At 50.1% G+C, this 23,764-nt stretch carries 38 protein-coding genes; all 38 read right to left on the bottom strand.

Features of this window, described 5'->3' with window-relative positions:
• Positions 1 to 193: 193 nt before the first annotated feature.
• The 38 genes from P1P89_00395 to rpsL all read right to left on the bottom strand — a co-directional run bounded on the left by P1P89_00395 (position 194) and on the right by rpsL (position 23,643).
• Positions 194 to 1,477 carry an MFS transporter gene (locus P1P89_00395; protein MDF1589941.1) on the bottom strand — a complete coding sequence of 428 codons (1,284 nt, stop codon included), beginning with the start codon at positions 1,475 to 1,477 and terminating at the stop codon, positions 194 to 196.
• Between the two features lie 240 nt (positions 1,478 to 1,717).
• Positions 1,718 to 3,016 carry a TRAP transporter large permease gene (locus P1P89_00390; protein MDF1589940.1) on the bottom strand — a complete coding sequence of 433 codons (1,299 nt, stop codon included), beginning with the start codon at positions 3,014 to 3,016 and terminating at the stop codon, positions 1,718 to 1,720.
• 42 nt (positions 3,017 to 3,058) lie between these two features.
• Entirely contained in the window at positions 3,059 to 3,562 is a 504-nt protein-coding gene (locus tag P1P89_00385) for a TRAP transporter small permease (protein MDF1589939.1), read from the bottom strand.
• 74 nt (positions 3,563 to 3,636) lie between these two features.
• Positions 3,637 to 4,719 carry a TRAP transporter substrate-binding protein gene (locus P1P89_00380; GenBank protein MDF1589938.1) on the bottom strand — a complete coding sequence of 361 codons (1,083 nt, stop codon included), beginning with the start codon at positions 4,717 to 4,719 and terminating at the stop codon, positions 3,637 to 3,639.
• 238 nt (positions 4,720 to 4,957) lie between these two features.
• The gene (locus tag P1P89_00375; protein ID MDF1589937.1) at positions 4,958 to 5,740 is read right to left on the bottom strand and encodes a CoA-transferase; all 783 of its coding nucleotides are present in this window, start codon (positions 5,738 to 5,740) and stop codon (positions 4,958 to 4,960) included.
• Positions 5,730 to 6,641 (bottom strand): CoA transferase subunit A, encoded by a 912-nt coding sequence (locus P1P89_00370; GenBank protein ID MDF1589936.1) that lies wholly within the window; start codon positions 6,639 to 6,641, stop codon positions 5,730 to 5,732. The genes P1P89_00375 and P1P89_00370 overlap by 11 nt, the downstream gene beginning before the upstream one ends.
• 137 nt (positions 6,642 to 6,778) lie before the next feature.
• Complete coding sequence (gene rplQ, locus P1P89_00365) at positions 6,779 to 7,411, bottom strand: 50S ribosomal protein L17 (GenBank protein MDF1589935.1); 633 nt, start codon at positions 7,409 to 7,411, stop codon at positions 6,779 to 6,781.
• Positions 7,408 to 8,439: a DNA-directed RNA polymerase subunit alpha gene (locus P1P89_00360; GenBank protein ID MDF1589934.1), complete on the bottom strand. Its 1,032-nt coding sequence runs from the start codon at positions 8,437 to 8,439 to the stop codon at positions 7,408 to 7,410. Before P1P89_00360 ends, rplQ begins: the two co-directional genes overlap by 4 nt.
• A 115-nt stretch (positions 8,440 to 8,554) precedes the next feature.
• The gene (gene rpsD / locus P1P89_00355) at positions 8,555 to 9,184 is read right to left on the bottom strand and encodes a 30S ribosomal protein S4 (protein MDF1589933.1); all 630 of its coding nucleotides are present in this window, start codon (positions 9,182 to 9,184) and stop codon (positions 8,555 to 8,557) included.
• A 52-nt stretch (positions 9,185 to 9,236) separates the two neighbouring features.
• Positions 9,237 to 9,623: a 30S ribosomal protein S11 gene (rpsK, locus tag P1P89_00350; protein ID MDF1589932.1), complete on the bottom strand. Its 387-nt coding sequence runs from the start codon at positions 9,621 to 9,623 to the stop codon at positions 9,237 to 9,239.
• A gap of 146 nt (positions 9,624 to 9,769) precedes the next feature.
• Complete coding sequence (gene rpsM, locus P1P89_00345; protein MDF1589931.1) at positions 9,770 to 10,153, bottom strand: 30S ribosomal protein S13; 384 nt, start codon at positions 10,151 to 10,153, stop codon at positions 9,770 to 9,772.
• Between the two features lie 16 nt (positions 10,154 to 10,169).
• On the bottom strand, positions 10,170 to 10,283 hold the full coding sequence (rpmJ, locus tag P1P89_00340; GenBank protein MDF1589930.1) for a 50S ribosomal protein L36: 114 nt from the start codon (positions 10,281 to 10,283) through the stop codon (positions 10,170 to 10,172).
• Positions 10,284 to 10,360: 77 nt separating this feature from the next.
• Complete coding sequence (gene infA, locus P1P89_00335; protein ID MDF1589929.1) at positions 10,361 to 10,579, bottom strand: translation initiation factor IF-1; 219 nt, start codon at positions 10,577 to 10,579, stop codon at positions 10,361 to 10,363.
• An 81-nt stretch (positions 10,580 to 10,660) separates the two neighbouring features.
• Complete coding sequence (secY, locus tag P1P89_00330; protein MDF1589928.1) at positions 10,661 to 11,977, bottom strand: preprotein translocase subunit SecY; 1,317 nt, start codon at positions 11,975 to 11,977, stop codon at positions 10,661 to 10,663.
• Complete coding sequence (gene rplO, locus P1P89_00325; GenBank protein ID MDF1589927.1) at positions 11,977 to 12,417, bottom strand: 50S ribosomal protein L15; 441 nt, start codon at positions 12,415 to 12,417, stop codon at positions 11,977 to 11,979. The genes secY and rplO overlap by 1 nt, the downstream gene beginning before the upstream one ends.
• Positions 12,404 to 12,601: a 50S ribosomal protein L30 gene (gene rpmD, locus P1P89_00320; protein MDF1589926.1), complete on the bottom strand. Its 198-nt coding sequence runs from the start codon at positions 12,599 to 12,601 to the stop codon at positions 12,404 to 12,406. The genes rplO and rpmD overlap by 14 nt, the downstream gene beginning before the upstream one ends.
• A 14-nt stretch (positions 12,602 to 12,615) precedes the next feature.
• Positions 12,616 to 13,113, bottom strand: a complete 498-nt coding sequence (gene rpsE, locus P1P89_00315) for a 30S ribosomal protein S5 (GenBank protein MDF1589925.1) — start codon at positions 13,111 to 13,113, stop codon at positions 12,616 to 12,618.
• A 30-nt stretch (positions 13,114 to 13,143) separates the two neighbouring features.
• Entirely contained in the window at positions 13,144 to 13,512 is a 369-nt protein-coding gene (gene rplR / locus P1P89_00310) for a 50S ribosomal protein L18 (protein MDF1589924.1), read from the bottom strand.
• A gap of 65 nt (positions 13,513 to 13,577) precedes the next feature.
• Positions 13,578 to 14,117 (bottom strand): 50S ribosomal protein L6, encoded by a 540-nt coding sequence (rplF, locus tag P1P89_00305; GenBank protein ID MDF1589923.1) that lies wholly within the window; start codon positions 14,115 to 14,117, stop codon positions 13,578 to 13,580.
• A gap of 18 nt (positions 14,118 to 14,135) precedes the next feature.
• Positions 14,136 to 14,534 (bottom strand): 30S ribosomal protein S8, encoded by a 399-nt coding sequence (gene rpsH, locus P1P89_00300; protein MDF1589922.1) that lies wholly within the window; start codon positions 14,532 to 14,534, stop codon positions 14,136 to 14,138.
• Positions 14,535 to 14,598: 64 nt separating this feature from the next.
• Entirely contained in the window at positions 14,599 to 14,784 is a 186-nt protein-coding gene (locus tag P1P89_00295; protein ID MDF1589921.1) for a type Z 30S ribosomal protein S14, read from the bottom strand.
• Between the two features lie 90 nt (positions 14,785 to 14,874).
• Positions 14,875 to 15,414: a 50S ribosomal protein L5 gene (gene rplE / locus P1P89_00290; protein ID MDF1589920.1), complete on the bottom strand. Its 540-nt coding sequence runs from the start codon at positions 15,412 to 15,414 to the stop codon at positions 14,875 to 14,877.
• A 36-nt stretch (positions 15,415 to 15,450) separates the two neighbouring features.
• Positions 15,451 to 15,777: a 50S ribosomal protein L24 gene (gene rplX / locus P1P89_00285; GenBank protein MDF1589919.1), complete on the bottom strand. Its 327-nt coding sequence runs from the start codon at positions 15,775 to 15,777 to the stop codon at positions 15,451 to 15,453.
• A gap of 74 nt (positions 15,778 to 15,851) precedes the next feature.
• Positions 15,852 to 16,220 (bottom strand): 50S ribosomal protein L14, encoded by a 369-nt coding sequence (rplN, locus tag P1P89_00280; protein ID MDF1589918.1) that lies wholly within the window; start codon positions 16,218 to 16,220, stop codon positions 15,852 to 15,854.
• 22 nt (positions 16,221 to 16,242) lie between these two features.
• Entirely contained in the window at positions 16,243 to 16,500 is a 258-nt protein-coding gene (gene rpsQ / locus P1P89_00275; GenBank protein ID MDF1589917.1) for a 30S ribosomal protein S17, read from the bottom strand.
• Positions 16,501 to 16,508: 8 nt separating this feature from the next.
• Positions 16,509 to 16,733, bottom strand: coding sequence for a 50S ribosomal protein L29 (gene rpmC / locus P1P89_00270; protein MDF1589916.1), 225 nt, complete (start codon positions 16,731 to 16,733; stop codon positions 16,509 to 16,511).
• Positions 16,733 to 17,146: a 50S ribosomal protein L16 gene (gene rplP / locus P1P89_00265; GenBank protein MDF1589915.1), complete on the bottom strand. Its 414-nt coding sequence runs from the start codon at positions 17,144 to 17,146 to the stop codon at positions 16,733 to 16,735. The genes rpmC and rplP overlap by 1 nt, the downstream gene beginning before the upstream one ends.
• A gap of 15 nt (positions 17,147 to 17,161) precedes the next feature.
• On the bottom strand, positions 17,162 to 17,821 hold the full coding sequence (rpsC, locus tag P1P89_00260; GenBank protein MDF1589914.1) for a 30S ribosomal protein S3: 660 nt from the start codon (positions 17,819 to 17,821) through the stop codon (positions 17,162 to 17,164).
• A gap of 15 nt (positions 17,822 to 17,836) precedes the next feature.
• On the bottom strand, positions 17,837 to 18,175 hold the full coding sequence (gene rplV, locus P1P89_00255; protein ID MDF1589913.1) for a 50S ribosomal protein L22: 339 nt from the start codon (positions 18,173 to 18,175) through the stop codon (positions 17,837 to 17,839).
• A gap of 42 nt (positions 18,176 to 18,217) precedes the next feature.
• A complete protein-coding gene (gene rpsS / locus P1P89_00250) occupies positions 18,218 to 18,499 on the bottom strand; it encodes a 30S ribosomal protein S19 (GenBank protein ID MDF1589912.1) in 282 nt (93 codons plus the stop codon).
• A 55-nt stretch (positions 18,500 to 18,554) separates the two neighbouring features.
• Positions 18,555 to 19,382 carry a 50S ribosomal protein L2 gene (rplB, locus tag P1P89_00245; GenBank protein MDF1589911.1) on the bottom strand — a complete coding sequence of 276 codons (828 nt, stop codon included), beginning with the start codon at positions 19,380 to 19,382 and terminating at the stop codon, positions 18,555 to 18,557.
• A gap of 70 nt (positions 19,383 to 19,452) precedes the next feature.
• Positions 19,453 to 19,740, bottom strand: a complete 288-nt coding sequence (gene rplW / locus P1P89_00240; GenBank protein ID MDF1589910.1) for a 50S ribosomal protein L23 — start codon at positions 19,738 to 19,740, stop codon at positions 19,453 to 19,455.
• On the bottom strand, positions 19,737 to 20,360 hold the full coding sequence (gene rplD / locus P1P89_00235) for a 50S ribosomal protein L4 (protein ID MDF1589909.1): 624 nt from the start codon (positions 20,358 to 20,360) through the stop codon (positions 19,737 to 19,739). Before rplD ends, rplW begins: the two co-directional genes overlap by 4 nt.
• 67 nt (positions 20,361 to 20,427) lie before the next feature.
• Positions 20,428 to 21,060 (bottom strand): 50S ribosomal protein L3, encoded by a 633-nt coding sequence (gene rplC / locus P1P89_00230; GenBank protein MDF1589908.1) that lies wholly within the window; start codon positions 21,058 to 21,060, stop codon positions 20,428 to 20,430.
• Between the two features lie 19 nt (positions 21,061 to 21,079).
• The gene (gene rpsJ / locus P1P89_00225; GenBank protein MDF1589907.1) at positions 21,080 to 21,391 is read right to left on the bottom strand and encodes a 30S ribosomal protein S10; all 312 of its coding nucleotides are present in this window, start codon (positions 21,389 to 21,391) and stop codon (positions 21,080 to 21,082) included.
• Positions 21,392 to 21,409: 18 nt separating this feature from the next.
• The gene (gene tuf / locus P1P89_00220) at positions 21,410 to 22,603 is read right to left on the bottom strand and encodes an elongation factor Tu (GenBank protein ID MDF1589906.1); all 1,194 of its coding nucleotides are present in this window, start codon (positions 22,601 to 22,603) and stop codon (positions 21,410 to 21,412) included.
• Between the two features lie 110 nt (positions 22,604 to 22,713).
• Complete coding sequence (rpsG, locus tag P1P89_00215) at positions 22,714 to 23,184, bottom strand: 30S ribosomal protein S7 (protein MDF1589905.1); 471 nt, start codon at positions 23,182 to 23,184, stop codon at positions 22,714 to 22,716.
• A gap of 87 nt (positions 23,185 to 23,271) precedes the next feature.
• Positions 23,272 to 23,643, bottom strand: a complete 372-nt coding sequence (gene rpsL, locus P1P89_00210) for a 30S ribosomal protein S12 (protein MDF1589904.1) — start codon at positions 23,641 to 23,643, stop codon at positions 23,272 to 23,274.
• Positions 23,644 to 23,764: the final 121 nt, after the last annotated feature.

Below are 23,764 nucleotides of genomic sequence, written 5' to 3'. Positions count from 1 at the left end.
TTGTTCTACCGGCCAAATCAGGACGACTACAAAATTAGAAATAGATGAATCTTGGCTCTGTAGTTCTGATAAGGGATACATATCTCAAGGATGGCCAGATGCGAGATTACTGCCTTGAATCGGCTGTGGAATACCTTTCAAGTTCCGTTTGTGGTTTCCGTTCCAAATTATGATAATTTAATTCCAGGAAAAATTAGTCGTGCGCTAGTGTTTCTTTCATAAACAGAGTGGACAGAAATGCGATGACACCGCAGACAAACAGCACCAGAAAGGCCTGCTGGTAGCCGGCCAGGGTAAAGGCTTCGCCAATACGTCCCCGGCTTTCCAGCACATAGCCCAGAACCGGTTGAAACACCGCGCCGCCGGCAAACGGAAACAGGTTGACCAGGCCAGTGGCTGTTCCGGCGATCTGCACCGGAAATAGTTCCTTGGTGGTGGTGAATGCGACCACGACAATGGCGCTGGTAAAACACCCCATCCCCAGACACAACCCGTATAAGCCCGCCGGGGGTATTTTGTCGGTATAAAATGCCAGCACAGCCGAAAGCATGAGGGTAATCACACCTGATAATACAATAACCGGTTTTCTGGCATGAAAGACATTGTTTGAGAGGTAGCTTAAGATTGGACTTCCAACGATCATGCCGATGGCCAGCATGGACAGAATGTGGCCGGCCTGCCCCTTACTGAGGCCGTACACATGCATCAGATAAGGCCCGCCCCAAAGCCCGCCGAAAGAGAAAAAGATGGCGCAGTCAAAGAAAAACCAGCAGGCCACCGGCCAGAATGAAGGCGTTGTCACTACCCTGCGGACGCCCTCGATGAGGCCGATGGGTAGCGCCGCGGTCTGTTGTTTTTCGGCGGCCGGCGACAGCCAGCCGAAATCAGCCGGTCGGTCCCTCACAAACAACCAGACGATTATCACCATCAATAAGGTCAAGCCGCCCACCGCCAGAAAAGACTTTCGCCAGCCGATGGCTGCGCTCAGCAGTGCCAGGGGGGTTGCGGCCGATAAAGAACCGATGCCGCCCATGGCGATGAGGATCCCGGTCATAGTGGCAAATTCGCGCACGCGAAACCATTCCGCCAATATTTTCATGGTGGGAACAAAGAGCATGGCTACCCCAATTCCCACCAGTATGCGGCCGACAATGGCCCAAAACACCGTCGGCGCCAGTCCCAGGACCGTTGACCCGATAAAGGCCACCCCGAAGAAAAGGGTGATGGTGTTGCGCGGACCCCATGAATCGGAGAGAAGCCCGGCCGGCAGCTGCATGATGGCGTAAGGGTAGAAATAGGCTGCTCCCAGAAAGCCGGTCAGGGCGCCCCCGGCCTTCAGATCCTGCATCATGTCCACCGCCACCACTGCCGGACAAAGCCGGTGGAAATAAACCAGGACGTATCCGAATGCCAGTATCCAGAAAATAAGCCAGCGGTAACGCAGCGCCTTATCAAGCTGACCGACAGCCGTCGTCATCTGCCGTTTCTCCTGTTGGAATTTGAAATTTGCCCTTCAGCTTGGCTTAGGGCGGTGAGCCCGCCAAACTGTTTGTATTTTTATTTTTGGGGTTTGAATTTTTTGACACTAAAAACCGAGGTAAAGCCAGAAAAAATTGACCCGCGCGCTACGGGTTCTTCGTCTATCCCTTTGAAAATTCCGCCATTTGGCGGGGGAGAACCAGGTTTTCTAAGCTTTATTAAACATTGCAGTGATTGATTATCTCGCCGCAAATCCCATGACACGCGGCAGCCACAACACAATATCCGGCATATAGGTAAGAAAGAAAAGAACCGCCAGTTGGATAATCAGAAAGGGAATTACGGATTTTGTGACATAGATGATGTCTTTATTGGCAATGGCGCCGGTAATGTAAAGACTGACCCCCATCGGCGGCGTGCAGTATCCGATAGCCAGATTTACCGTCAGGATCAACCCGAAATGCAGCCAGTTGACACCAAAGGCATCCAGCATCGGCAGAAACACCGGCCCCAGTATCATAGTGGCGGAAATAATGTCCATGAACATCCCCACAATCAGGAGCAGGATGTTAATGGCCAGCAGAAATATGACCGGAGACTGTACCGTCGCCAAGACCGCTTCGGTAATTTTACCGGGGATGCTTTCCAGGGTCAACAACCGGCCGAAACAGGTGGCGCCCGCCACGATGATGAGAAGCGTCGCGGAGGTAACCGCTGAACTCACGGTAATCTGCTTTACCTGGCTCAGCTTCATGGACTTGTGAATAAAAAGCTCCACGATAAAGGCATACACACAGGCAACCACCGCAGCCTCGTTGGCGGTAAAAGCCCCGGAAAAAATCCCGCCGAAAATAATCACGGGCAGCATCAGGGACCAGAAGCCCTCCTTGAAAACAGCCAGGACTTCCATGAATTTCGGAACCGGCTTCCGCACGAGTTCCGTGTTGGTACGGAAAACAAAATAGGTGTACACACAGGTGCCGAACATGATCATCACGCCGGGTAAAAATCCCGTCAGAAACAGGCCCTCCAGCGAGACGTTGCTGATCATGCTGTAAAGGATCATGCCGATGCTGGGGGGGATAATCACCCCGAGGTTGGGCGACGTGGTCATAAGACCGATGGAGTATTTCTGGGGATAACCGTTTTCGATCAGGGCCGGGATCATGAAGCCGCCCAGCGCCACCACCGTTGCCACGGTGGATCCGGATATGGCGCCGAACAGGCCGCACGCCAATACGCCGGCCATACCGAGCCCCCCCGGCAGCCAGCTCACCAGCGCGTTGGCCACTTTGATCAGCTTTTCAACAATCGATCCGGCCGTCATGATATTGCCGCACAGAATAAAAAAGAGGACCACCACCAGCGCAAAATTGTCCATGCTGCGAAAGATACTCTGAGCCAGCAGCAGCAGCGGCAGATCGGTAAATAAGATAAACCCCAGTACGGCCGTAAAAAACAGGCACATGAACACGGGAATATAGCTCGCCATGCATCCCAGCAAAATCAGCATGATAATGATATGGCTTGTTTCCAAAATCCGAATCTCTTTTTAAAACCCCGGCGGCATCAACGGGATCTATTTCCGGTTGTCTGCAAGACGCGCTTTGGTGAAATCCTCGTAAATAACCTGAACGGTCCGAATCAACATCATCACACCCATAACCGGCAGGATGGCATAGAGATAGACCAGCGGGATCTGCATGATGATGGTCTTCTGATATGTTCGGACCTGCAGCAGCGCCATCAGCCAGCCGTAATATATCATCATACCGGCAAAAATAATCGTCACAAAGTTGCTGAAATAGCTGAGGGGAGCCTTTAATCCGGGGGCCAGCTGAACCAGGGCGTCAATTTTGATCATGGAGCGATTTTTAACGGCGGCGCTGCATCCGATAAACGTGGTGAAGATGATGACTTCCCGGACCAGTTCCTCCGACCATGCCAGCGAGTAGTTGAACCCATAGCGCAGCACCACATTAAAAAACAGTGATATCAGGGCGATCATCACGGCGATAAACAGGGTCCACTCTTCAAAAAATGTCAGGACCTTGTCTAAAAAGTTCAGAGTGTTACGGAACATGAATTGTCTCAACGGCATCGGACATAAACAAAGGGGGCTTGTTGAAAACCCCCTTTGTTTATGAAAAAAATAACTTACGGCTTATAGCCGATATAATCCTGGACTTCTTTGAGAAAATTTTTTGACTTGTACTTGTCGCCTTTATACAGCTTGTTGATTTCAGCAGCATATTTATTATGGACGACATCGCCTTTGCGCTTCAGCAGGTCCATGGCGGCATCCGACAGCTGATAGAACTCAATGCCGGCAGCCTTGGCCTTGGCGATTTCATCGACTTCCTGCTGTTTGACTTCTTCTCGAATCTTGGCGCAGACATCATGCACGGTTTCCACAAAGATCTTCTGCAGGTCAGCCGGCAGGCTGTTAAACCAGGCCTTGTTGAAAATCCAGATAAACAGGCCCTGGGCGTAATTGAGCTGGGTGAAATACTTGGCGACTTCAAATTTTTTGGTGATATTGCATACCATCGGGGTATGATCCAGACCGTTAATGACCCCTTGCTTGAGCGCCACCGGCACATCCGGCCACGGCATCACCACCGGATTAAATCCCCACTCCTTATAAAGAAGCTGGTTGACGGCCGCCTCGGCAATGCGGAACTTGACCTTCTTGGCGTCCGCCAGGGTTTTGACCGGAGTGGTGGTTGCCCAGCCATAGTTTCCGTACCCGGTAATGTCGAGCCCGATAATCCCCTGGTGGTCCATCGCCATCATAAAATGGTCAAACAGCTCTTTATTGGCGACAAATTTATCCAGTTTGTCAAACGAGTCGATCAGAAACGGCAGGTTGACCACACCGAACCGGGGACCCAGGTTGGTAGCGGCCACCGAGCTGGTTCCCATTCCCTGGATGGCACCCATTTGAAGCTGGTTGAGCACTTCCACCTCGCCGCCAAGCATGGAAAAGGGCTTGTAATCCAAATACATCTGTCCGTTGGTGCGTTTCCACAACTCGTCGCGGATCGCAAAGCCGGTGTATACGCCCCTGAGCACCGGATGGGACACATTTGAAACGATGAATTTGTACTTGGCGCCGGCCGGATCGAAATTGGGTTTCCAGGCGTCCAGTGACGGCCCTCCGGCCAGAGCCGGACCGATAACATGTCCGAGGCATAACACACAAACTACTGTTAGAAAAACGCTTTTTCTAAAGAGCATCTGTACCTCCTTTCGATGTTAGGGGACAAACCTTTTTCCAGACAACTCTTAAATCGTATTATGCCATTAAGATCAAATTTTTTTGTTTCTGTCAAGCCGTTTCCGCAATCATGAAAAATAAATAAAAATAGTTTCGTTAATATTTTTAGTATTTTAAACCCCGGCCAACCCGGACGCCGGAATGTCCCTTCCAGAATCGACTGGCCACTGAAAATTGCCGTTCCACCGGGACATTCCCTTAACCGGTATTGCCCGTCCAATAGCCCTCGGGATCAAATTGTCTGAGCTTTTCCATCTCGACGGCTGTAGGTGCGGAAGTCTGATTCAGTTCCGACGCAACCCTCAGGGGCCAGCCGGTGTTAAGCTTCACTTTCTCGACGCTCACGCCGGGATGTACATGGGTCAGGATCATCTCCCGGGTTTCCGGATCAAAACATAAGATGCCCAGCGTGGTGATGACCCGGATCGGCCCCCCCCGGGGCAATCCCATTTGGCTGCGCCAGTTGCCGCCGTTGCCGTAGCCGGGGGAGGTTATATAGTCCACCCGGGGAACAAAACGACGTTTTTCATGGGGTAACATAATTATATGTCGTTTTGCCAGGCTTGCCAGATCACAGGCGCCGCCGCTGCCCGGAAGCCGTGTTTTGACGGTTTCCGTTCCGCCGATATAACTGGTGTTTAAATTGCCGTATCGATCTATCTGAGCGCCGCCGATGAAACTGACGTCTACAAAACCTTGCTGGAGCAACCCCATCACATCGGCGCTATCGGCAAGCCACTGGGCCCGGTACAAGTTGGGCAGGTCCCCCATGGTTAAGATCGGCTCCGGCGCAAGCGACTCCCGAACGACCCCCAGTTCATACACCCCCACGGCATCCGGCGCATGGGTGCTCTTGGCAAGCAAAAATCCGAGCAGCGGCAGCCGCATCCCCACAAAGACCACTTCAGCGTTGCCGATTTCACGGGCTGCGGCCGTTACCATGATCTGGGCCGGCGTATAATTGAGATTCTCAGTATCCATAATCAACCGGTTCCGGCCAGACATGATGTGTTAGGCCGAGTGCTCCCAAGCGTTCAGCCCCCAGCAGATCTAAATAGTCCGCATGGCTGCAGATGGGGTCCACCCAGCGGGATCGCCACGTTTTAAAACGCTGCGGCGTCCTGCTGGCGCTGCTATAGTCGATGAATGCCTGATGGTCGCGGTTATAGTAGCCCGGCACCGGCGAGGGGTGTGCGCCCCAGGGGGCATGGACCACTGCGCTGACCCGAAAGCCGGGGATCAAAACCCGATTGGGGTCGCTGTTTATTTTTTCCGGCGCCACAATCTCCTCAGCCGTCAGAATGATCTTCCGGCTGGCCATGGCGGCTTCCCGGGTGATTCCCAGATTGCCCCAAATGTGTGCGTTTCCAAAGCGGTCCGCCCGCTGAACATGCACAATGGCGACATCCGGATGGATGGCTTTGACCGCTGCCAGCTTTTCCCCGCTAAACGGGCACGTTGCCGGCATGATGGATGCATTGGTTTTGAATAAATCGCTGCCCAGCGCAGTACGCGTGGGCATAAACGGAACGCCTAAAGCGCCGGCCTGGAGCGCCGTGAGCAGGGTTAAATTGGAATGATCTTCCATCTCGATGGCGCCGGATTCCACCGCCCGCCGGAAATTATAACCGGATCCGGTGATGACGTTTCCCACCCATGCGGCGCGGATTCTGCGAACACAGCCGCCGCCGATCATCTGATCGAATAAGATGTCGGAAATCGGACCGATCAACGTCAAATTGCGTTTCTGCTGCCGCATGATCTCATGCCCGGCGGCAAAAGGAATCAACGTCTCCTGGGAAACGCCCAGGGCAACCTCGCTGCCGTCCGTGACAAAGCGGGCGATAGCATCTGAAAGGCGGTATAGTTTGGTTTCCGGCATTTTTTTTAAAAACCCGTCTGAAGTTCTCGTCCGGTGCGCCTAATTTATGAAATAATCAGAAAAGCCCTGCTGAACCGAACCAGCAGGGCTTTATTAAGTTTACACAAAAAACCGTGTTAAAAAACGGAACGGAAGGCTCAGTCCTTCTTTGGGGAATCATCCGCCTTTTTTGATGCCTTGGAAGTTTTTTCTTTTTTAGCTTTTACCTTCTTGACCGTATCCTTTGCCGAAACCGCTTTGGTTTTCTTTTTTTTCTCTGGTTTTTCGGCTGTGGCGACATCGGGCTTCATATCTTGCGCAGCTGAAGCGGTTTCTTCCTTTTCAGGCGATACGTCTTTGGATTTTCGGGTTTTGGGCTTGGCAGCCTTGTCTCCCTTTTTCTTCTTCGGCTTTTTATCTTTGGTTTTGGTTGTCTCTGCTGAAATCAGTTCGATTATAGAAACCGGCGCCGCATCTCCGGGACGCCTGCCAAGCTTGACAATACGCGTATAACCCCCTGCCCTGGAACCAAAGCGTTCGGCTGCCTCGGCAAAAAGTTTATTGACCACGTCTTTTTCCATTACAATTGCCAGGGCTTGACGCCGGGCATGCAGATCTCCGCGCTTGGCAAGCGTGATGATATTGTCCGCCCAGCGCCTCAATTCCTTGGCTTTGACATCCGTGGTCTGGATACGATCGTATTTTAAAAGCGACGTCACCATGTTTCGAAACATGGCGGTCCGATGACTGGTGGTTCGACCTAATTTTACACCCGTTTTTCGATGTTTCATTGAATGGTTGCCTCTCCTTCCTCGATCTCTTCTTCAGGGGCGTTGAAGCCGTCAAGCTTCATCCCCAGCGAAAGCCCCATTTCGCTTAAAACCTCTTTGATTTCGTTGAGGGATTTTCGGCCGAAGTTTTTGGTCTTGAGCATCTCGGCTTCAGTTTTGTTCACCAGTTGATAAATTTTAAGGATATTCGCGTTTTTCAGACAATTGGCACTGCGAACGGATAGCTCAAGCTCTTCCACATTGCGATAAAGATTTTCATTAAATTTGGGCTTGCGGGTTTTGTCGGGCTTTTTATCCGGTTCGGGTTCAAGCTGTTCATCGAAATTAATGAAGATCGTCATCTGTTCTTTCATAATTTTGGCCGCATAGCCCACAGCGTCTTCCGGCCGGATGCTCCCATCCGTCCACACCTCCAGCGTCAACTTGTCATAGTCGGTTCGCTGACCCACCCGGGCGTTGCCCACAACATAGTTCACCCGTTTGATCGGCGAAAAAACCGCATCAATGGGCATCGTGCCGACCGGGGCATCCTCATCTTTATTGGATTCGGCCAGGGCATATCCCTTGCCGACTTTAACGGTCATCGTCATCTTCAGGTCAGCGTCGCCATTAAGTGTTGCAATATACTGATCGGGATTAAGCACCTCACACTTACCGTCATCGCTGATAATGTCACCGGCGGTAACCACCCCTTTCCCTTTGGCCTGAATACGGATGGTTCGCGGTTTTGCATCGGAAAGCCTTAACCGCACTTCCTTGAGGTTGAGAATCACCTCGGTCACATCTTCCAGCACGCCCTCAATCACGCTAAACTCATGCATGACGGATTCAAGCCTTAACGAAACAATAGCCGCACCATACAAAGATGACAATATGATGCGTCTTAATGAATTGCCGATGGTTAGGCCAAACCCTCTTTCCAGAGGTTCGCAGACAAACTTGCCGTAATTTGATTTGCTGGTTACATCGACCTTGTCCGGTCGTATGATTTCCTGCCAGTTCATGTACATAATTTCATTCGATGACATTTTATGTCTCCAGATTGTATTTTATTAAATAAAAGGGTGTCTGCGTGGAGAACGCTGTTTATAACAATGAAATAGGGAGCGGCATGGCTCACATTTCTAAACCTGACACGTCCGCTTACTTGGAATAGAGTTCCACAACCAGCTGCTCCTGAATCGGCATTGTAAGATCTTCACGAACAGGCAGGGCCCTGACCACTCCCTTTAGGTTTTCTTTTTCCAATTCCAACCACTGTGGCACACCCCGTCGCACAGAAGCTTCAAGGGATCCAGCAATCGCATTTAAATTTCTGCTTTTCTCTTTAACCTCGACAACGTCACCGATTTTAATAAGGAAGGACGGAATGTTCACTTTTTTTCCATTTACCGTAAAATGATTATGCTTCGCAAGCTGTCTTCCCTGTGCACGAGAATTCACAAAGCCGAGCCGGTAAACAACATTGTCCATCCGGCGTTCAAGCAACACCAGCAGATTGGTTCCGGTGATACCCTTTTGTCGTTCGGCCCTTTCAAAGAACAGGTGAAACTGCTTTTCGGAAAGACCGTACATTCGTTTTAATTTCTGTTTTTCGCGAAGCTGTATGCCGTAGTTCGAAATTTTTCCTCTGCGGCCTTGTCCATGCTGACCCGGCGGATAGCTGCGCCGGTCAAATGCGCATTTATCCGAATAACAACGGTCTCCTTTTAAAAACAGTTTTAAGTTTTCGCGGCGGCATAGCCGGCAAACAGAACCTGTATATCGTGCCAAGTTTCCTCCTTATAAACCCTGTTGCTGCAAAACGATCACATATGATAACTATCTAAACTCTTCGTCTTTTTGGCGGTCGACACCCGTTATGGGGAATCGGTGTAACATCCTTTATCATGACCACGTTAAACCCTGCGGCCTGAAGCGATCTTAAAGCCGATTCGCGTCCGGCGCCGGGGCCTTTGACATACACTTCCACATTTTTCATGCCGTGTTCCATGGCCTTTTTTACGGCGTCATCAGCCGCAAGCTGGGCGGCAAAGGGGGTGCTCTTTCTGGAACCTTTAAAGCCCTGAACACCGGAACTCGACCAGGCAATCACATTGCCCACAGGATCGGTGATGGTGATGATGGTATTGTTGAATGTGGATTGGATATGGACCACACCATTTGAAATATTTTTCTTTTCTTTTTTCTTGGTACGGGTTCTCGTCGCCATGAATATTGTCCTCTTATTCTCGTTCCATTTCAGTATTAAATCTAAACTGTCATTACGACATTCTTTCGGGTTTTACCCGTCACATTGTCGCCGAATGGATTGTCAGAAGCAGCCTGCAGTCCAAAAGCGGTAACCGATCAAACGTGTTACGCCTTTTTCGCAGCGCTCTTCTTCTTTATCGCGGATCGCCTGGGTCCTTTGCGAGTCCGTGCATTGGTTTTGGTCCGTTGTCCCCGCACGGGGAGTGCTTTGCGATGACGCAAGCCGCGATAGGCGCCCAAATCCATCAATCGCTTTATGTTCATCGAAATATCCGTGCGAAGCTCACCTTCCACTTTGTTTTCACTGTCGATTATTTTTCGGATATTGTTGATCTCGGTTTCCGACAATTGATCCGTTTTGGTACCAGGATCAATATTCAGCTTGGAAAGTATCCGTTTTGAAGTGGTCTTGCCGATACCGTAAATATATGTCAGCCCAACCTCTACCCGCTTACCTCTCGGTAAATCGACGCCCGCAATTCTGGCCAAGGCACATCCTCCTCTTTTATCCCTGTCTCTGTTTATGTCGCTTGTTTACGCAAATGACCCTTACCACCCGTTTTCTTCGGACGATTTTGCATTTGCTGCACATTTTTTTTGCTGAAGCCCTTACTTTCATTTGATTCTCTCCGTCTGGCGGATGATATGTCCATCAGTCAGTTATGGGTGTTCTCAAGATTAACACCAATTTCTTCTCTATTTCGATCGATAGGTGATTCTGCCGCGGGTCAGATCATATGGTGAAAGTTCAACCGTTACCGTATCACCGGGCAAAATTTTTATAAAATGCATCCGCATTTTTCCGGATATATGAGCCAGAACCTTATGTTTATTTTCCAACTCCACCCGAAACATCGCGTTGGGCAGTGTTTCAATAACCTTGCCCTCAACGATAATGGGTTCTTCTTTTTGCATATGGGACCCTTTCTCGCTTTATAACACCAACCAAAAATTTTACCGATGGCGAAGTTTCTTCCGGCACCGGTATTTCGCGCGCTATGATCTGCCTTTTACCCGGGCGCCGCCCTTTTTCAAAAATCCCTCGTAATGACGCGTCAGCATGTGAGACTCGATCTGTGAGATCGTATCAATGGCCACACCAACCACGATCAGCAATGCGGTGCCGCCGAAATAAAAAGGCACATTAAACCTTGATATTAAAATTGAGGGAAGCACGCATACCGCCGACACATAGATGGCGCCGCCGAGGGTGATACGGGTCAAAACCCTGTCAATATAATCGGCTGTGCGTTTTCCCGGTCGAATGCCGGGGATATAGCCGCCGTGTTTTTTCATGTTGTCGGCAACATCCACCGGGTTAAAGGTAACGGCGGTATAAAAATAACAGAAAAAGAAAATGAATCCGACATACAGCAGCTCATAAACCACATTCCCGGGTGTAATCGCCGCAGCCATCCGCTGCATCCAGGGAATCGTGATAAAGCTTGCCAATGTGGCCGGAAACATAATGATGGACGAAGCAAAAATAGGCGGTATAACCCCCGAGGTATTAATCTTCAAGGGCAGATGCGTACTCTGCCCCCCGTACATCTTTCGGCCCACAACCCGTTTGGCGTATTGAACCGGAATCCGGCGCTGGCCCTGTTCGACAAAAATGATAAAAGCGACGACCAGCACCATCAGCACAACCAGAATCAAGACGGGAAAGATTCCCATTTCACCGGTGGACAGAAGCCGAAAGGTGTTCCCGATGGCCGTGGGCAGGCGTGCGACGATTCCCGCAAAAATAATCAAAGAGATACCGTTGCCGATTCCCCGCTCGGTGATCTGTTCGCCCAGCCACATGATAAAAGCGGTTCCCGCCGTCAGGGTGATGATGGTCATCAGCCGAAAGGCCCATCCCGGCATAATGACCACCGGTGCGCCGCCGGGCGCCGTCATATTTTCAAGCCCGACACTGATTCCGAAGCCCTGGATGATGCTAAGGACGACCGTTCCATAACGGGTATACTGGGTTATCTTCTTGCGCCCCTGCTCTCCTTCTTTTGACAATCGCTCCAGATGGGGGATGACCACGGTCAGCAACTGCAGAATAATCGAGGCGCTGATATACGGCATAATGCCCAAAGCAAAAACCGACAGGCGCTCCAGCGCGCCGCCCGAAAACATATCAAAGAGGCCCAGGAGGGTTCCCTTGGCTCTGGCAAAAAAAGAGGCCAATGCAACGCTGTCGATTCCCGGTGTGGGCACATGAACCCCGATACGATATACCGAAAGGAGCGCAAATGTATACAAAATTCTCTTTTTCAGCTCAGGTATCTTGAAAATATTTTGAAACCCGCTGCCAATCATCAGATAACCTCTATATTCCCGCCGGCGGCTTCTATCTTAGCGCGGGCACTTTTGCTGACCCTGTTTACCTTTATTGAAAGCGGATGGGCGATCTCACCTTTTCCCAGAAGTTTGATACCGTCCCTTTTTCCGCTGATCAGACCAGAGCGGACCAGAGCCGGTTCATCCACCAGGCTGCCGCTTTCAAATCGCGCCAGATCCCGCAGATTGATCTCGGCGAACTTCTTTTTAAAAATATTGGTAAAACCGCGTTTGGGCAGCCGGCGCTGGAGCGGCATCTGGCCGCCTTCGAAACCCGGCCGAACACCGCCGCCGGAGCGTGCATTTTGCCCTTTAGCGCCTTTTCCGGCGGTTTTTCCGCTGCCCGATCCCATGCCGCGCCCCAGACGCTTGCGGTTTTTGCGCGACCCTTTCGGCGGAGACAATTCATTTAACTTCATGGGTGTTCTCCTCGGCTTTCACCAGGTGCGATACCGCGTGGACCATTCCCCGGATAGACGGCGTGTCATTCAGAAAGACACTTTTATTTAGTTTTGTCAGTCCCATTCCCCGCAACACCTTACGTTGTTTTTCAGGTCTACCGACCATGCTTTTTACCAGTGTAATTTTCAGTTTTGCGCTCATCAATCCAACCCCTCTCAACCAAGTTCGGCAACCGGAATCCCGCGTCGCGCCGCCACATCTTCGCGGCTCTGTAACAGTTGCAGACCGTTAAATGTTGCTTTGACGACATTGTGCGGATTATGAGTCCCCATACATTTCGTCAGAATATTCTGGACGCCGACAGCCTCAAGCACTGCCCGGACCGCCCCGCCGGCGATAACACCGGTTCCCGCAGAAGCCGGTTTCAACAACACCCGTCCGGCACTGAATTTCCCCGTGACTTCATAAGGAATCGTTTCATTGACCAGCGGCACTTTAATCATGTTCTTCTTTGCTTTTTCGACGCCTTTACGAATCGCTTCCGGAACCTCGCCGGCTTTCCCAAGACCGTAACCGACGCTGCCGCGACCGTCGCCGACAACGACAATGGCGCTGAAACTGAACCGGCGCCCGCCTTTAACAACCTTTGCCACCCGGTTGATATGTACCACCTTGTCAATTAATTCATTTTCGTCCGTTTGATGTTTGAACAAGGACCTGCCTCCTTTGCTTTGCTAAAAAAACTAAAAATCCAAACCCTTTTTGCGTGCGCCTTCCGAAACCGCCTTCACCCGGCCGTGATATAAAAACCCATTGCGGTCGAATACAACCTGCTTAATTCCTTTTTCAATGGCACGCTGCCCGATGAGTTCACCGATAAAAACCGCCTGCTCGATCTTGCTCTTGAATGCACCGCGATCTTTGACGGCTTTTTCGGTACTGGCTGCGGCCACAACCGTTTGTGCATTGACATCATCGATGACTTGGGCATAGATATGTGACGCACTCCGAAACACACACAGTCTGGGCCGCTGCTGGGTTCCAGCCAAACGCTTGCGGATACTTTTTTTTCGCTTTAAACGCGCTGTTTGCTTTTGATTTGTCGATCCCATCCTAAAAAATCCTTATGGTAGAAAAGAAAAACTTCCGACGCTGTTCGTCCGTATCATTCTTCAGATTATTTCGTTCCGGTCTTGCCGGCTTTCTTCCGGATAATTTCTTCGGCATACTTGATCCCCTTGCCCTTATAAGGCTCCGGCGGCCTTAACTGGCGTATGGCGGCAGCCGTATGGCCCAGCAGCTCCTTGTCGATTCCGGATAGCTTGATGAGCGTATTCTTTTCCATGTTGGCAGAGATACCTTTCGGAAGATCAAAGGTGATCGGGTGCGAGTACCCCAGGTTAAAAACAATGCTGTTACCCTTGATTTCAGCCCGATAACCGATGCCGTTTATTTCTAAAATCCTTTCAAACCCCTTGTTGACGCCTTGGATCATATTGTCCACAAGGCTGCGGGTAAGGCCCTGAAATGCCCTGCTGCTGCGGTCCTCCTTTAGCAGCGTTACATTCAAAATGCCGCCTTCGATTTTCAGATCGACAGCCGGATGGATCGACCGGGTCAGTGAACCTTTTCCGCCTTTTACGGTCAAGAATCGATCCTTATAAGCAAGCTCGGTTTTATCTGGAATTTGAATCGGTTTTTTACCTACTCGAGACATTGATGACTCCTCTTATAATTACCATATTGTACAGAGGACTTCGCCCCCTATGTTTTCTTTCCTGGCCTGGCGGTCCGTCATCATACCACGCGAGGTGGACAAGATCGAAATGCCCAACCCATTATACACGGGTTTGACGTCCTTGCTTTTGACATAAGCCCGCCTGCTGGGTTTGCTGACACGTTTCAGGCTGTAGATGGAACTGGTCTGACCCTGGTCATATTTCAGGTAGACTTTCAGTATCCCCTGTTTTTCATCCTTAATGAACTTGTAATTCCTGATGTAGCCTTCGTTTTTCAATATCTTTGCCAGTTCAACTTTCAGCTTTGAACCCGGAATATCCACACTATTGAATTTGGCCTTGCCTGCATTTCTAATGCGGGTCAACATGTCCGCAATGGGATCACTCATCGCCATCGTTTTCTCCGTTTACTGTTACAATTTAAGTAATTAAAAATGGATTCATCGTTCATTCCGAACATCACCAACTGGATTTGCAGACTCCGGGGAGCTTCCCTTTGGAGGCCAGATCCCGAAAGCAAATACGACAAATACCAAATTTTCTCAGAAAAGCCCTGGAACGGCCGCACATCGGACACCGGTTATAGGCCCGCACCTTGAATTTCGGCTTTCTGACTGCCTTTATCTGAAGCGACTTCTTTGCCAAACTATCCTCCTTGTGAACTTCCGAACAGAAAGTGAACCTTGCGGTTGACGTTTTTTATATTATTAACGCTGCAGAGCTGAAATCCGTCCGTTAATTTCTAAATGGCATCCCCATCAGTTTAAGAAGCTCTCTTCCTTCCTCATCCGTCTTCGCACTTGTAACAATCGTTATATTCAGACCTTTAATATTATCAATTTTGTCATAATCCACTTCAGGAAAAATCATATGCTCCTTGATACCTAAAGTATAATTGCCGCGACCGTCCATCGCTTTGGGCGAAACCCCTCTAAAATCTCTAACGCGCGGCAGGGCGATATTAACCAGCTTGTTATAAAAATCATTCATGCGCTTGCGCCTCAGCGTCACCATGCAACCGATGGGCATCCCCTCTCTTAATTTAAAAGCGGCTATGGATTTTTTTGCCCGTGTGATGACCGGCTGCTGTCCCGCAATGAGCTTCAGCTCTTCCAGGGCGGCGTCCAGCAGCTTCATGTTGTGGATCGCTTCGCCCATGCCCATGTTCAATACTATTTTTTCAAACTTCGGAACCTGCATTCTGTTCTTATACTGAAAGGTTTCGATCAGTTTGGGAACCACTTCCTTATGGTAGAACTCTTCTATCTGTGACATCGATAGCCTCCGACACTCAATCCTGATTTATAGTACTCAAGCGTCTATTAATTCGTTACATTTTCGACAAACCCGTTTCTTCTTACCGTCTTCCAACCGCTGTAGTTTGATGCGAACGGGCGTCAAGCATTTGTTGCACATCAACATGGCATTCGACCAATGGATCGGGGCCTCACTCTCGACAATGCCACCTTGTTTATTTTGAGCGCTCGGTCGGGTATGGCGTTTAATGATATTGATTTTTTCAATCAGTATCCGTTCCTTCTTGCGATTGACCTTCAGGACCTTGCCGATTTTCCCCGCTTCCTTACCGGCAACAATTTTTACCTTGTCGTCTTTTTTTATTAGGCATTTACGCTTCATTATCAGCCATTTCTCCGTTTAAATTTCATTTTGCGAGTCTTCGCAAAACAAGCAGGCGTATAAACAAACCTGTCTTATAATACTTCCGGCGCCAGTGAAATTATTTTCATAAACCGCTTGCCCCGCAATTCCCTTGCAACCGGCCCAAATATTCGCGTTCCGATAGGTTCTCTTTGCGCATTGATTAAGACGGCAGAATTATCATCAAATCGTATGAAAGAGCCGTCCTGTCTCTGAATTTCTTTTTTGGTTCTGACGACCACAGCTTTTAGAACATCGCCCTTCTTTACTTTGGCGTTCGGGATGGCTTCCTTTACACTGACAACTATCACATCGCCGATCGTCGCATACCGTCGGCGGGTGCCGCCCAGAACCTTGATGCAATAGAGCACCTTGGCGCCTGAATTGTCTGCTACCGTCAACCTCGTCTCTGCCTGTATCATTTCAGTTATCCTTTATCTTCGACTAAACAGCTTTCACAAGTATTTCACTGACGCGCCATCTTTTTGTCCGGCTTAGCGGTCTAGATTCAGTTATTGCGACTTTATCACCAATATTACAGGCATTGCCTTCGTCATGGGCGGAAAACCGCTCCCGCCGCCTCACATATTTCTGATAGAGCGAGTGTTGTACCAGTCTTTCAACAAGGATCACCACCGTTTTATCCATCTTGTTGCTGACGACCGTCCCGACCATTTGTCTTTTTTTCCCTTGTTTTTTCATGACAGCGACTATTCTTTTTCCGTTTTAGTGTTATTGGGCGCTCCCTGTAAGGAAGTTTCACGCAACAGGGTCTCTATTCTGGCAATATCATGTTTAATCTGTTTCATTTTAGCAGGGCTCTCAAGCTGGCCGATTTCATGTTGAAATCGCAGGTTAAACAACTCCTCCTTCAACTCAACAAGTTTGCGCGCTCTTTCCTCCCGGCTTAGTTCCCTTATCTCACTCGCTTTCATCAGCGCGTGCTCCTTTCCACAAACCGGGTCTTAACCGAAAGCTTGTGTGCGGCAAGGCGGAGTGCTTCTTGGGCCAATTCTCGCGTCACACCTTCCATCTCGTAAAGAATTCTGCCGGGACGTACAACCGCAACCCACCCCTCGGGTGCGCCTTTGCCCTTTCCCATTCTGACTTCAGCGGGCTTTTTGGTAATCGGTTTGTCCGGAAATACTCTGATCCACATTTTACCGCCTCTTTTAACATGGCGGGTCATGGCAATACGGGCGGCTTCAATCTGCTTGGCACTGAGAGCGCCGCATTCAATCGCCTGCAGTCCGAATTCGCCGAAATCCAAGCTGCAGCCTCTACGGGCGACACCTCTCATTTTGCCCTTTTGTTGTTTGCGAAATTTTACTTTTTTGGGACTGAGCATGTCCAATTTCTCCTATTATTCATTAACTGCCGACTCAAGTTGTTCCTTTTTTAAAATCTCTCCTTTAAAGACGAACACCTTCACCCCGATGATGCCGTAAGTCGTTCGTGCTTCAATAAAACCATAATCGATGTCGGCCCGTAGGGTATGCAGCGGTACGCGCCCTTCACGGTACCACTCCCTTCGGGCCATTTCAGCTCCGCCCAACCGGCCGGCGCATATGATTTTAACCCCCAGCGCGCCAAACCGCATGGCCGAAGTAACCCCCCGTTTCATGGCGCGTCGGAAAGCGACCCGTCGTTCAATCTGCAAGGCGACATTTTCAGCCAGAAGCTGCGCGTCGATCTCGGGCTTGCGAACCTCCTGAATGTCGATGGTAACTTCCTGCGACGACATCTTTTTCTCAAGCTCTTTTTTCAGTTGAGCAATTTCAGCGCCTTTTTTTCCGATAACGATTCCGGGTCTTGCCGTGAAAACCCGAAGCCGAACACGCTTGGATGATCTTTCAATTTCAATCCGGGAAATACCGGCATGATAGAGTTTCTTTTTGAGAAATTTTCTGATCTTATAGTCTTCAAGGATGTAATCCGCATAATTCTTGCCGGCATACCAGCGAGATTCCCATGTCTTGACGATCCCTAATCTCAATCCGATCGGATTAACTTTCTGACCCAAGCTCCAACCTCCTTTTTATACCGATTTCTCAGCTAAAGTGACTGTTATGTGTGCGGTTCGCTTTAAAATCCGGGCGCCTCTACCGCGCGCCCTGGCCCGGAAGCGCTTCAAGGTCGGCCCCTGATCAGCAGTGATATTGCGAATAATCAACGCATCAACATCGATATCCGGATTCTGATCGGCATTGGCCACTGCGCTGCGAAGCGTTTTTTCTAAAATTTTGGCCGCCTTTTGCGGCATGAACTTCAGCGCATTGAGGCCGGCTTCAACCGGTTTGCCCTTGACGGCCCCAATCAGCGTTCGAACCTTTTGAGGAGAAACGCGTATATATTTCGAAACCGCTCTAACCTCCATCACTGTTATTCCTTTTTTTTCGTTAGAAGTGTTGTCATCAATTTATTTTTTCAGTTTTGATTTCTTGTCACCGGCATGTCCATAAAATGTTCGTGTCGGAGAGAATTCTCCCAGTTTGTGACCGACCATATTTTCCGACACAAAAACCGGTATAAATTTCCTGCCGTTATGAACCGCCAAGGTAATGCCGACCATTTCAGGAATAATAGTCGAGCGTCTTGACCATGTTTTAATAACCCGACTGCTGCGGGATTGTTGCGTCGCCATGACCCTCTTTAACAATTTCGGCTCAATAAAAGGTCCCTTTTTTAACGATCGAGGCATAACTTCTCCTGGTATCTTTATTTGCTGTCCACTGAATTAACGATCGGATTCAGTCCTATTTTTTTGTCCGCTTTTTAACGATATAACGATCACTACGCTTGTTTTTTCGGGTACGGTATCCCTTTGTGGGCATCCCCCACGGTGAGCAGGGATGTCGCCCGCCTGAGGATCTTCCCTCGCCGCCCCCCATGGGATGGTCGACCGGGTTCATGGCAACCCCGCGCACCTTGGGACGTCTCCCCTGCCAACGCGTCCGGCCTGCTTTGCCCAGGGAAATATTTTCGTGAACCACATTGCCAAGCTGACCGATCGTGGCTGTGCATTGCAGTAATATCATGCGCACTTCGCCGGAAGGTAGCTTAACCAGGGCATACCTATCCTCTTTGGCCATCAACTGCGCGAATGTCCCGGCGCTCCGGACAATCTGTCCGCCTCTACCGATGCGCAATTCGATATTATGGATATGGGTTCCCAAAGGGATGTTGCTGAGGGGAAGCGTATTGCCGGGTTTAATATCGGCCTGGGGACCGGAAAGTACACTATCGCCCACCGCCAGATTCAGCGGCGCCAAAATATAACGTTTTTCACCATCGACATAATGCAGCAGCGCAATTCTGGCCGAGCGGTTGGGATCATATTCAATGGCCGCCACCTTGGCCGGTATCCCGTTTTTGTCCCGCTTAAAATCAATGATGCGGTAATGCCGTTTGCTTCCGCCGCCGCGATGCCGACAGGTAACATGTCCGTTCACATTGCGTCCGCCTGTTTTTTTAATTCTTTTCAGCAGGCTTTTCTCAGGTACATCCTTAGTGATCTCTTCAAAGGTTGAATAAATCTGAAAACGCCTGCCAGGAGACGTGGGTTTTACTTTTTTTACTGCCATTACTTGTTCCTCATATTCAGGTGTGTTATCCGGCCCTCCGGCCGACGATCAGCCCTTGTTCGCTGATTTGTTAAACGCCTTCGAAGAAATCAATCCGTTCGCCCGGCAACAATGTCACAATCGCTTTTTTCCAATCTTTGCGTTTCCCGACAATTCGGCCGCGTTGTTTCGTCTTTCCTTTAACCTGCATGGTTTTCACGCTTGAAACCCTGACACTAAATATCTTTTCAATCGCCCGTTTAATTTCAACCCGGTTCGCCCGGCGGTCCACTTCAAAGGAAACCTGATTGGCGGCTTCTTTTTGAATGCTCGTTTTTTCGGTGATCAACGGACGTTTGATAATATCATACTGAATCATGAGAGCAGCCTCCCTTCAATTCCTTTGATCGAAGACTCCAGCAGGACCAGATTCTCATACTTAAGGATGTCGTACACGTTTAAGCCTTCCGTTCTAAGAACCTTAACATCCGGCACGTTGCGGGATGACAGTTCCAGATTTTCATCCTTTTGATCGATAATGATCAGCGCGTTTTGGACTTCCAGGCTGTTCAAGGCATCCATGAAATCCTTTGTGCGGATCTTCCCAAGGCTGAATCCATCCAGCACAACCAGTTGGTTATCTTTCAGTTTACAGCTTAAAGCCATTTTAAGGGCCATTTTGCGCACCTTCCTCGGCACCCGGTAGCTGTATGAACGGGGATCCGGGCCGAAGATCGAACCTGAGCCGCGTAAGGGCGGGGCCTTAATATCCCCCCGCCGGGCACGTCCGGTACCCTTCTGGCGAAAGAGTTTCCGCCCGCTTCCGCTGACATCGGAACGGTGTTTGACGGATGCTGTTCCCGCACGCCGGCAGGCCAACTGCATGGTGACAACCTCGTGCAAGACGCTCTGTTTCACAGGAACATCAAACAAGCTGTCCGCAAGTTCGGTCTGTGAAACCTTTTCACCTTTGGTGTTTAATACATCAACAACTGGCATAATTATCCTCTATGGATCTATCGGTGGCAACCACCCCTGGAGGCTGTAGGTTGTCCCAAATTTGTAGCTATTTCTTAAGTTTTACTTTGTTGATGGAAACAATTCCAGTTTTGAACCCCGGTACGGCGCCCTTTAATAAAATCAGATGTTGATCCGGCCGGATTTCGACAATCTCCAGATTGCGGATCGTAATACGGTCATTGCCGTATTGCCCGGGCATTTTTTTCCCCTTGGCGACCCGTGAAGGCCAGGCGCTGGTACCGATGGAGCCAGGGACCCGATGGCTCATGCTGCCATGGGTATCTTTACCGCCATGGAAACCGTGCCGTTTTACGACGCCGCTAAATCCCCTGCCCTTGCTTTTTCCAACCACATCAACCCGTTCCCCGACATTGAAGACTTCCAGGGTAACGGATTGCCCCAACTGATAGTCTTCCGGTTTGTCCACCGAAAATTCTTGCAGGACAGCGCAACGCCCCTCGCCGCTCTTTTTCAGGTGCCCGGTTATCGGTTTGTTGAGGCGTGAAGCCTTTTTCTCTCCAAACCCCAGCTGCAGCGCATTATATCCGTCTGTCGCAATCGTCTTTATCTGGGTTACCACACAGGGACCGACCTGTACAACGGTAACGGGTTGCATGATGCCTTCTGATGAAAACAGACTCATCATTCCTAATTTTTTACCTAACAGTCCTCTGCTCATAGCGCTCTCAATCCCTGTGCTATAATTTTATTTCTACGTCAACGCCCGGAGAAAGATCCAGTTTCATCAACGCATCCACCGTCTGCTGGGTGGGATCAATAATATCCAAAAGTCGCTTATGGGTTCGGATTTCGAACTGTTCGCGAGATTTTTTGTCGATGTGGGGAGATCGCAAAACGCAAAACTTATTGATCCGCGTCGGCAACGGAATCGGACCCACCACTTTTGCGCCGGTTTTATTGGCCGTATCCACTATATCAGTCGCCGACTGATCCAAAAGCTTGTGATCATAAGCCTTGAGTCTGATTCTGATTTTACTGTTCGTTATCATTGCTTCTATCTTTCATGGTTATTCGATTATTTCGCTTACCACGCCGGCGCCCACCGTACGGCCGCCTTCACGAATCGCAAACCGCAACTCTTTCTCCATCGCGATCGGCGTGATCAAATCGGCCGATATCGTTACATTGTCTCCCGGCATCACCATCTCGACGCCCTCGGGCAGCTGCAATATCCCCGTCACGTCCGTCGTCCGAAAATAAAACTGCGGCCGGTACCCATTGAAAAACGGCGTATGCCGTCCCCCCTCTTCCTTGCTCAATATGTATACCTCTGCCTTGAACTTCGTGTGCGGCTTAATCGATCCCGGAATCGCCACCACCTGGCCGCGCTCTACATCCTCGCGCTTGGTCCCCCGCAGCAATAACCCCACATTGTCCCCCGCACGACCCTCGTCCAACAGCTTGCGAAACATTTCTACGCCCGTACACACCGTCTTTACCGTCGGCCGGATGCCCACAATCTCGATCGCATCGCTCACATGGATGATCCCCCGGTCCACTCGACCCGTTACCACCGTGCCGCGCCCCGAGATGCTGAACACATCCTCGATGGGCATCAAAAACGGCTTGTCGATGTCCCGCTTGGGCTCCGGAATAAACGTGTCGATCGCTTCCATCAGCTCAAATACGCACTTGGCCTCGGCACTGTCCGGATCATCACTCTCCAGCGCCTTTAAGGCACTGCCCCGGATAATCGGCGTGTCATCCCCCGGAAACTCATACTTGTCCAAAAGCTCCCGCAGCTCCAGCTCCACCAGCTCAATCAACTCCTCATCATCCACCATGTCGCACTTGTTCAAAAATACCACGATCCGCGGCACCCCCACCTGACGCGCCAGCAGTATGTGCTCCCGCGTCTGGGGCATCGGTCCGTCATCCGCTCCCACAACCAATATGGCGCCGTCCATCTGAGCCGCTCCCGTGATCATGTTCTTGATATAATCCGCATGACCCGGACAATCCACATGCGCATAATGACGATTGGCTGTCTGATACTCCACATGCGCCGTCGCGATCGTAATGCCGCGCTCCTTCTCCTCAGGCGCCTTGTCGATCTGGTCAAACGGCACGTACTCCGCCAGACCCTTCAATCCCATATGCTTCGTTATCGCCGCCGTCAATGTCGTCTTGCCATGATCGATATGGCCGATCGTCCCCACATTCACATGCGGCTTGGTCCGCTCAAATTTCTGCTTCGCCATCTCTCGTCCTCCCCTTGAAAAAATTATTGCATCAAGCGCCCGGGCTTTACCGTAGTCATACGGTCAGGATTTCCCCGGCCGGGTGTTCATGCACACATTTTTTTCATTCACTACCACCGAAAATGGGCAAAGGCCTTGTTTGCATCCGCCATTTTATGCGTGTCTTCTTTTTTCTTTACCGCCGAACCTCTCTGGTTGGCTGCGTCCAGTAATTCACCTGCCAATTTGTTCGCCATCGTTTTTTCAGAACGACCCTGGGCGTAACTGATGATCCACCGAATTCCCAATGCGGTTCGCCGTGAGGGACGAATTTCAGTCGGCACCTGGTAGGTCGATCCGCCCACGCGTCGTGATTTTACTTCAATCATCGGCCGAACATTATCAACGGCTTTCTCGAACACTTTAATTGCCGGATCGCTTGTTTTTTTTGCGATAATATCCATGGCATCATACAAAATGGATTCGGCAATGCTTTTTTTGCCGTTTCGCATAATCGCATTGATAAACTTCGATACCAGCTTATTATTGTACTTGGAATCGGGTATAATGATTTTTTCCGGAATTTCTCTTCTTCTTGGCATCTGCTGTACCCTTGCGTTATTGGTAATTTTTCCAATTAATTGTGAAACTTGAATCCTGTCCCGCTCTGGCGGGATTGAATTCTAATCCTATTTTGGTTTTTTGGCCCCGTACTTGGACCGCCCCTGTTTCCGATCCGCAACACCCAGCGAGTCAAGCGTCCCCCGGACGATGTGATACCGGACGCCCGGAAGGTCCTTGACGCGGCCGCCGCGAACCAGCACCACGGAATGCTCCTGCAGGTTGTGGCCGATTCCGGGAATATAGGCGGTTACCTCAATGCCGGTGGTCAGCCGGACACGTGCCACTTTACGCAAAGCCGAGTTGGGTTTTTTGGGCGTAGAAGTATACACCCGGGTACATACCCCTCTTTTCTGGGGAGCACCTTTGAGCGCAGGCGTGTTGGTTTTCTTTTGTATCCGTTTGCGGCCCTTTCGGATCAGCTGGTTAATCGTCGGCATATCTTCCCCTTTTTTACACGTTTCGACCTAAATTTTATTAGGTCATAAAAAGCTGAAAGTTATAAATTTAAAACCAAATTGTCAAGCATTATTATGTCTAAAATCACATTCCCAAGCATTT

It is taken from the genome of Desulfobacterales bacterium (assembly GCA_029211065.1).
Lineage (GTDB): Bacteria > Desulfobacterota > Desulfobacteria > Desulfobacterales > JARGFK01 > JARGFK01.
Note: the sequence above shows the minus strand (reverse complement) of the source record. Positions and strands in the feature narration are given on the sequence as shown.

Bases quoted from the DNA above. Each gene is read 5' to 3' on its own strand.
- P1P89_00370 (MDF1589936.1), bottom strand. From the start codon at position 6,641: ATGCCGGAAACCAAACTATACCGCCTTTCAGATGCTATCGCCCGCTTT.
- rplW (MDF1589910.1), bottom strand. From the start codon at position 19,740: ATGATTCAGTATGATATTATCAAACGTCCGTTGATCACCGAAAAAACG.
- rplB (MDF1589911.1), bottom strand. From the start codon at position 19,382: ATGGCAGTAAAAAAAGTAAAACCCACGTCTCCTGGCAGGCGTTTTCAG.
- rpmD (MDF1589926.1), bottom strand. From the start codon at position 12,601: ATGAGCGCAAAACTGAAAATTACACTGGTAAAAAGCATGGTCGGTAGA.
- rpsK (MDF1589932.1), bottom strand. From the start codon at position 9,623: ATGGCGACGAGAACCCGTACCAAGAAAAAAGAAAAGAAAAATATTTCA.
- rpsS (MDF1589912.1), bottom strand. From the start codon at position 18,499: ATGCCTCGATCGTTAAAAAAGGGACCTTTTATTGAGCCGAAATTGTTA.
- secY (MDF1589928.1), bottom strand. From the start codon at position 11,977: ATGATTGGCAGCGGGTTTCAAAATATTTTCAAGATACCTGAGCTGAAA.
- rplP (MDF1589915.1), bottom strand. From the start codon at position 17,146: ATGCTCAGTCCCAAAAAAGTAAAATTTCGCAAACAACAAAAGGGCAAA.
- rpsQ (MDF1589917.1), bottom strand. From the start codon at position 16,500: ATGAAAAAACAAGGGAAAAAAAGACAAATGGTCGGGACGGTCGTCAGC.
- rplX (MDF1589919.1), bottom strand. From the start codon at position 15,777: ATGAAGCGTAAATGCCTAATAAAAAAAGACGACAAGGTAAAAATTGTT.
- P1P89_00375 (MDF1589937.1), bottom strand. From the start codon at position 5,740: ATGGATACTGAGAATCTCAATTATACGCCGGCCCAGATCATGGTAACG.
- P1P89_00395 (MDF1589941.1), bottom strand. From the start codon at position 1,477: ATGACGACGGCTGTCGGTCAGCTTGATAAGGCGCTGCGTTACCGCTGG.
- rpmC (MDF1589916.1), bottom strand. From the start codon at position 16,733: ATGAAAGCGAGTGAGATAAGGGAACTAAGCCGGGAGGAAAGAGCGCGC.
- rplC (MDF1589908.1), bottom strand. From the start codon at position 21,060: ATGAGCAGAGGACTGTTAGGTAAAAAATTAGGAATGATGAGTCTGTTT.
- rplF (MDF1589923.1), bottom strand. From the start codon at position 14,117: ATGTCTCGAGTAGGTAAAAAACCGATTCAAATTCCAGATAAAACCGAG.
- rplD (MDF1589909.1), bottom strand. From the start codon at position 20,360: ATGCCAGTTGTTGATGTATTAAACACCAAAGGTGAAAAGGTTTCACAG.
- rplV (MDF1589913.1), bottom strand. From the start codon at position 18,175: ATGGAGGTTAGAGCGGTTTCGAAATATATACGCGTTTCTCCTCAAAAG.
- rpsL (MDF1589904.1), bottom strand. From the start codon at position 23,643: ATGCCGACGATTAACCAGCTGATCCGAAAGGGCCGCAAACGGATACAA.
- rplR (MDF1589924.1), bottom strand. From the start codon at position 13,512: ATGGGATCGACAAATCAAAAGCAAACAGCGCGTTTAAAGCGAAAAAAA.
- rplN (MDF1589918.1), bottom strand. From the start codon at position 16,220: ATGATACAGGCAGAGACGAGGTTGACGGTAGCAGACAATTCAGGCGCC.
- rpsH (MDF1589922.1), bottom strand. From the start codon at position 14,534: ATGGCGATGAGTGATCCCATTGCGGACATGTTGACCCGCATTAGAAAT.
- rpmJ (MDF1589930.1), bottom strand. From the start codon at position 10,283: ATGAAAGTAAGGGCTTCAGCAAAAAAAATGTGCAGCAAATGCAAAATC.
- P1P89_00380 (MDF1589938.1), bottom strand. From the start codon at position 4,719: ATGCTCTTTAGAAAAAGCGTTTTTCTAACAGTAGTTTGTGTGTTATGC.
- rplO (MDF1589927.1), bottom strand. From the start codon at position 12,417: ATGAAGTTAAATGAATTGTCTCCGCCGAAAGGGTCGCGCAAAAACCGC.
- infA (MDF1589929.1), bottom strand. From the start codon at position 10,579: ATGCAAAAAGAAGAACCCATTATCGTTGAGGGCAAGGTTATTGAAACA.
- rplE (MDF1589920.1), bottom strand. From the start codon at position 15,414: ATGTCACAGATAGAAGAGTTCTACCATAAGGAAGTGGTTCCCAAACTG.
- P1P89_00385 (MDF1589939.1), bottom strand. From the start codon at position 3,562: ATGTTCCGTAACACTCTGAACTTTTTAGACAAGGTCCTGACATTTTTT.
- rplQ (MDF1589935.1), bottom strand. From the start codon at position 7,411: ATGAAACATCGAAAAACGGGTGTAAAATTAGGTCGAACCACCAGTCAT.
- rpsG (MDF1589905.1), bottom strand. From the start codon at position 23,184: ATGCCAAGAAGAAGAGAAATTCCGGAAAAAATCATTATACCCGATTCC.
- rpsJ (MDF1589907.1), bottom strand. From the start codon at position 21,391: ATGATAACGAACAGTAAAATCAGAATCAGACTCAAGGCTTATGATCAC.
- P1P89_00360 (MDF1589934.1), bottom strand. From the start codon at position 8,439: ATGTCATCGAATGAAATTATGTACATGAACTGGCAGGAAATCATACGA.
- tuf (MDF1589906.1), bottom strand. From the start codon at position 22,603: ATGGCGAAGCAGAAATTTGAGCGGACCAAGCCGCATGTGAATGTGGGG.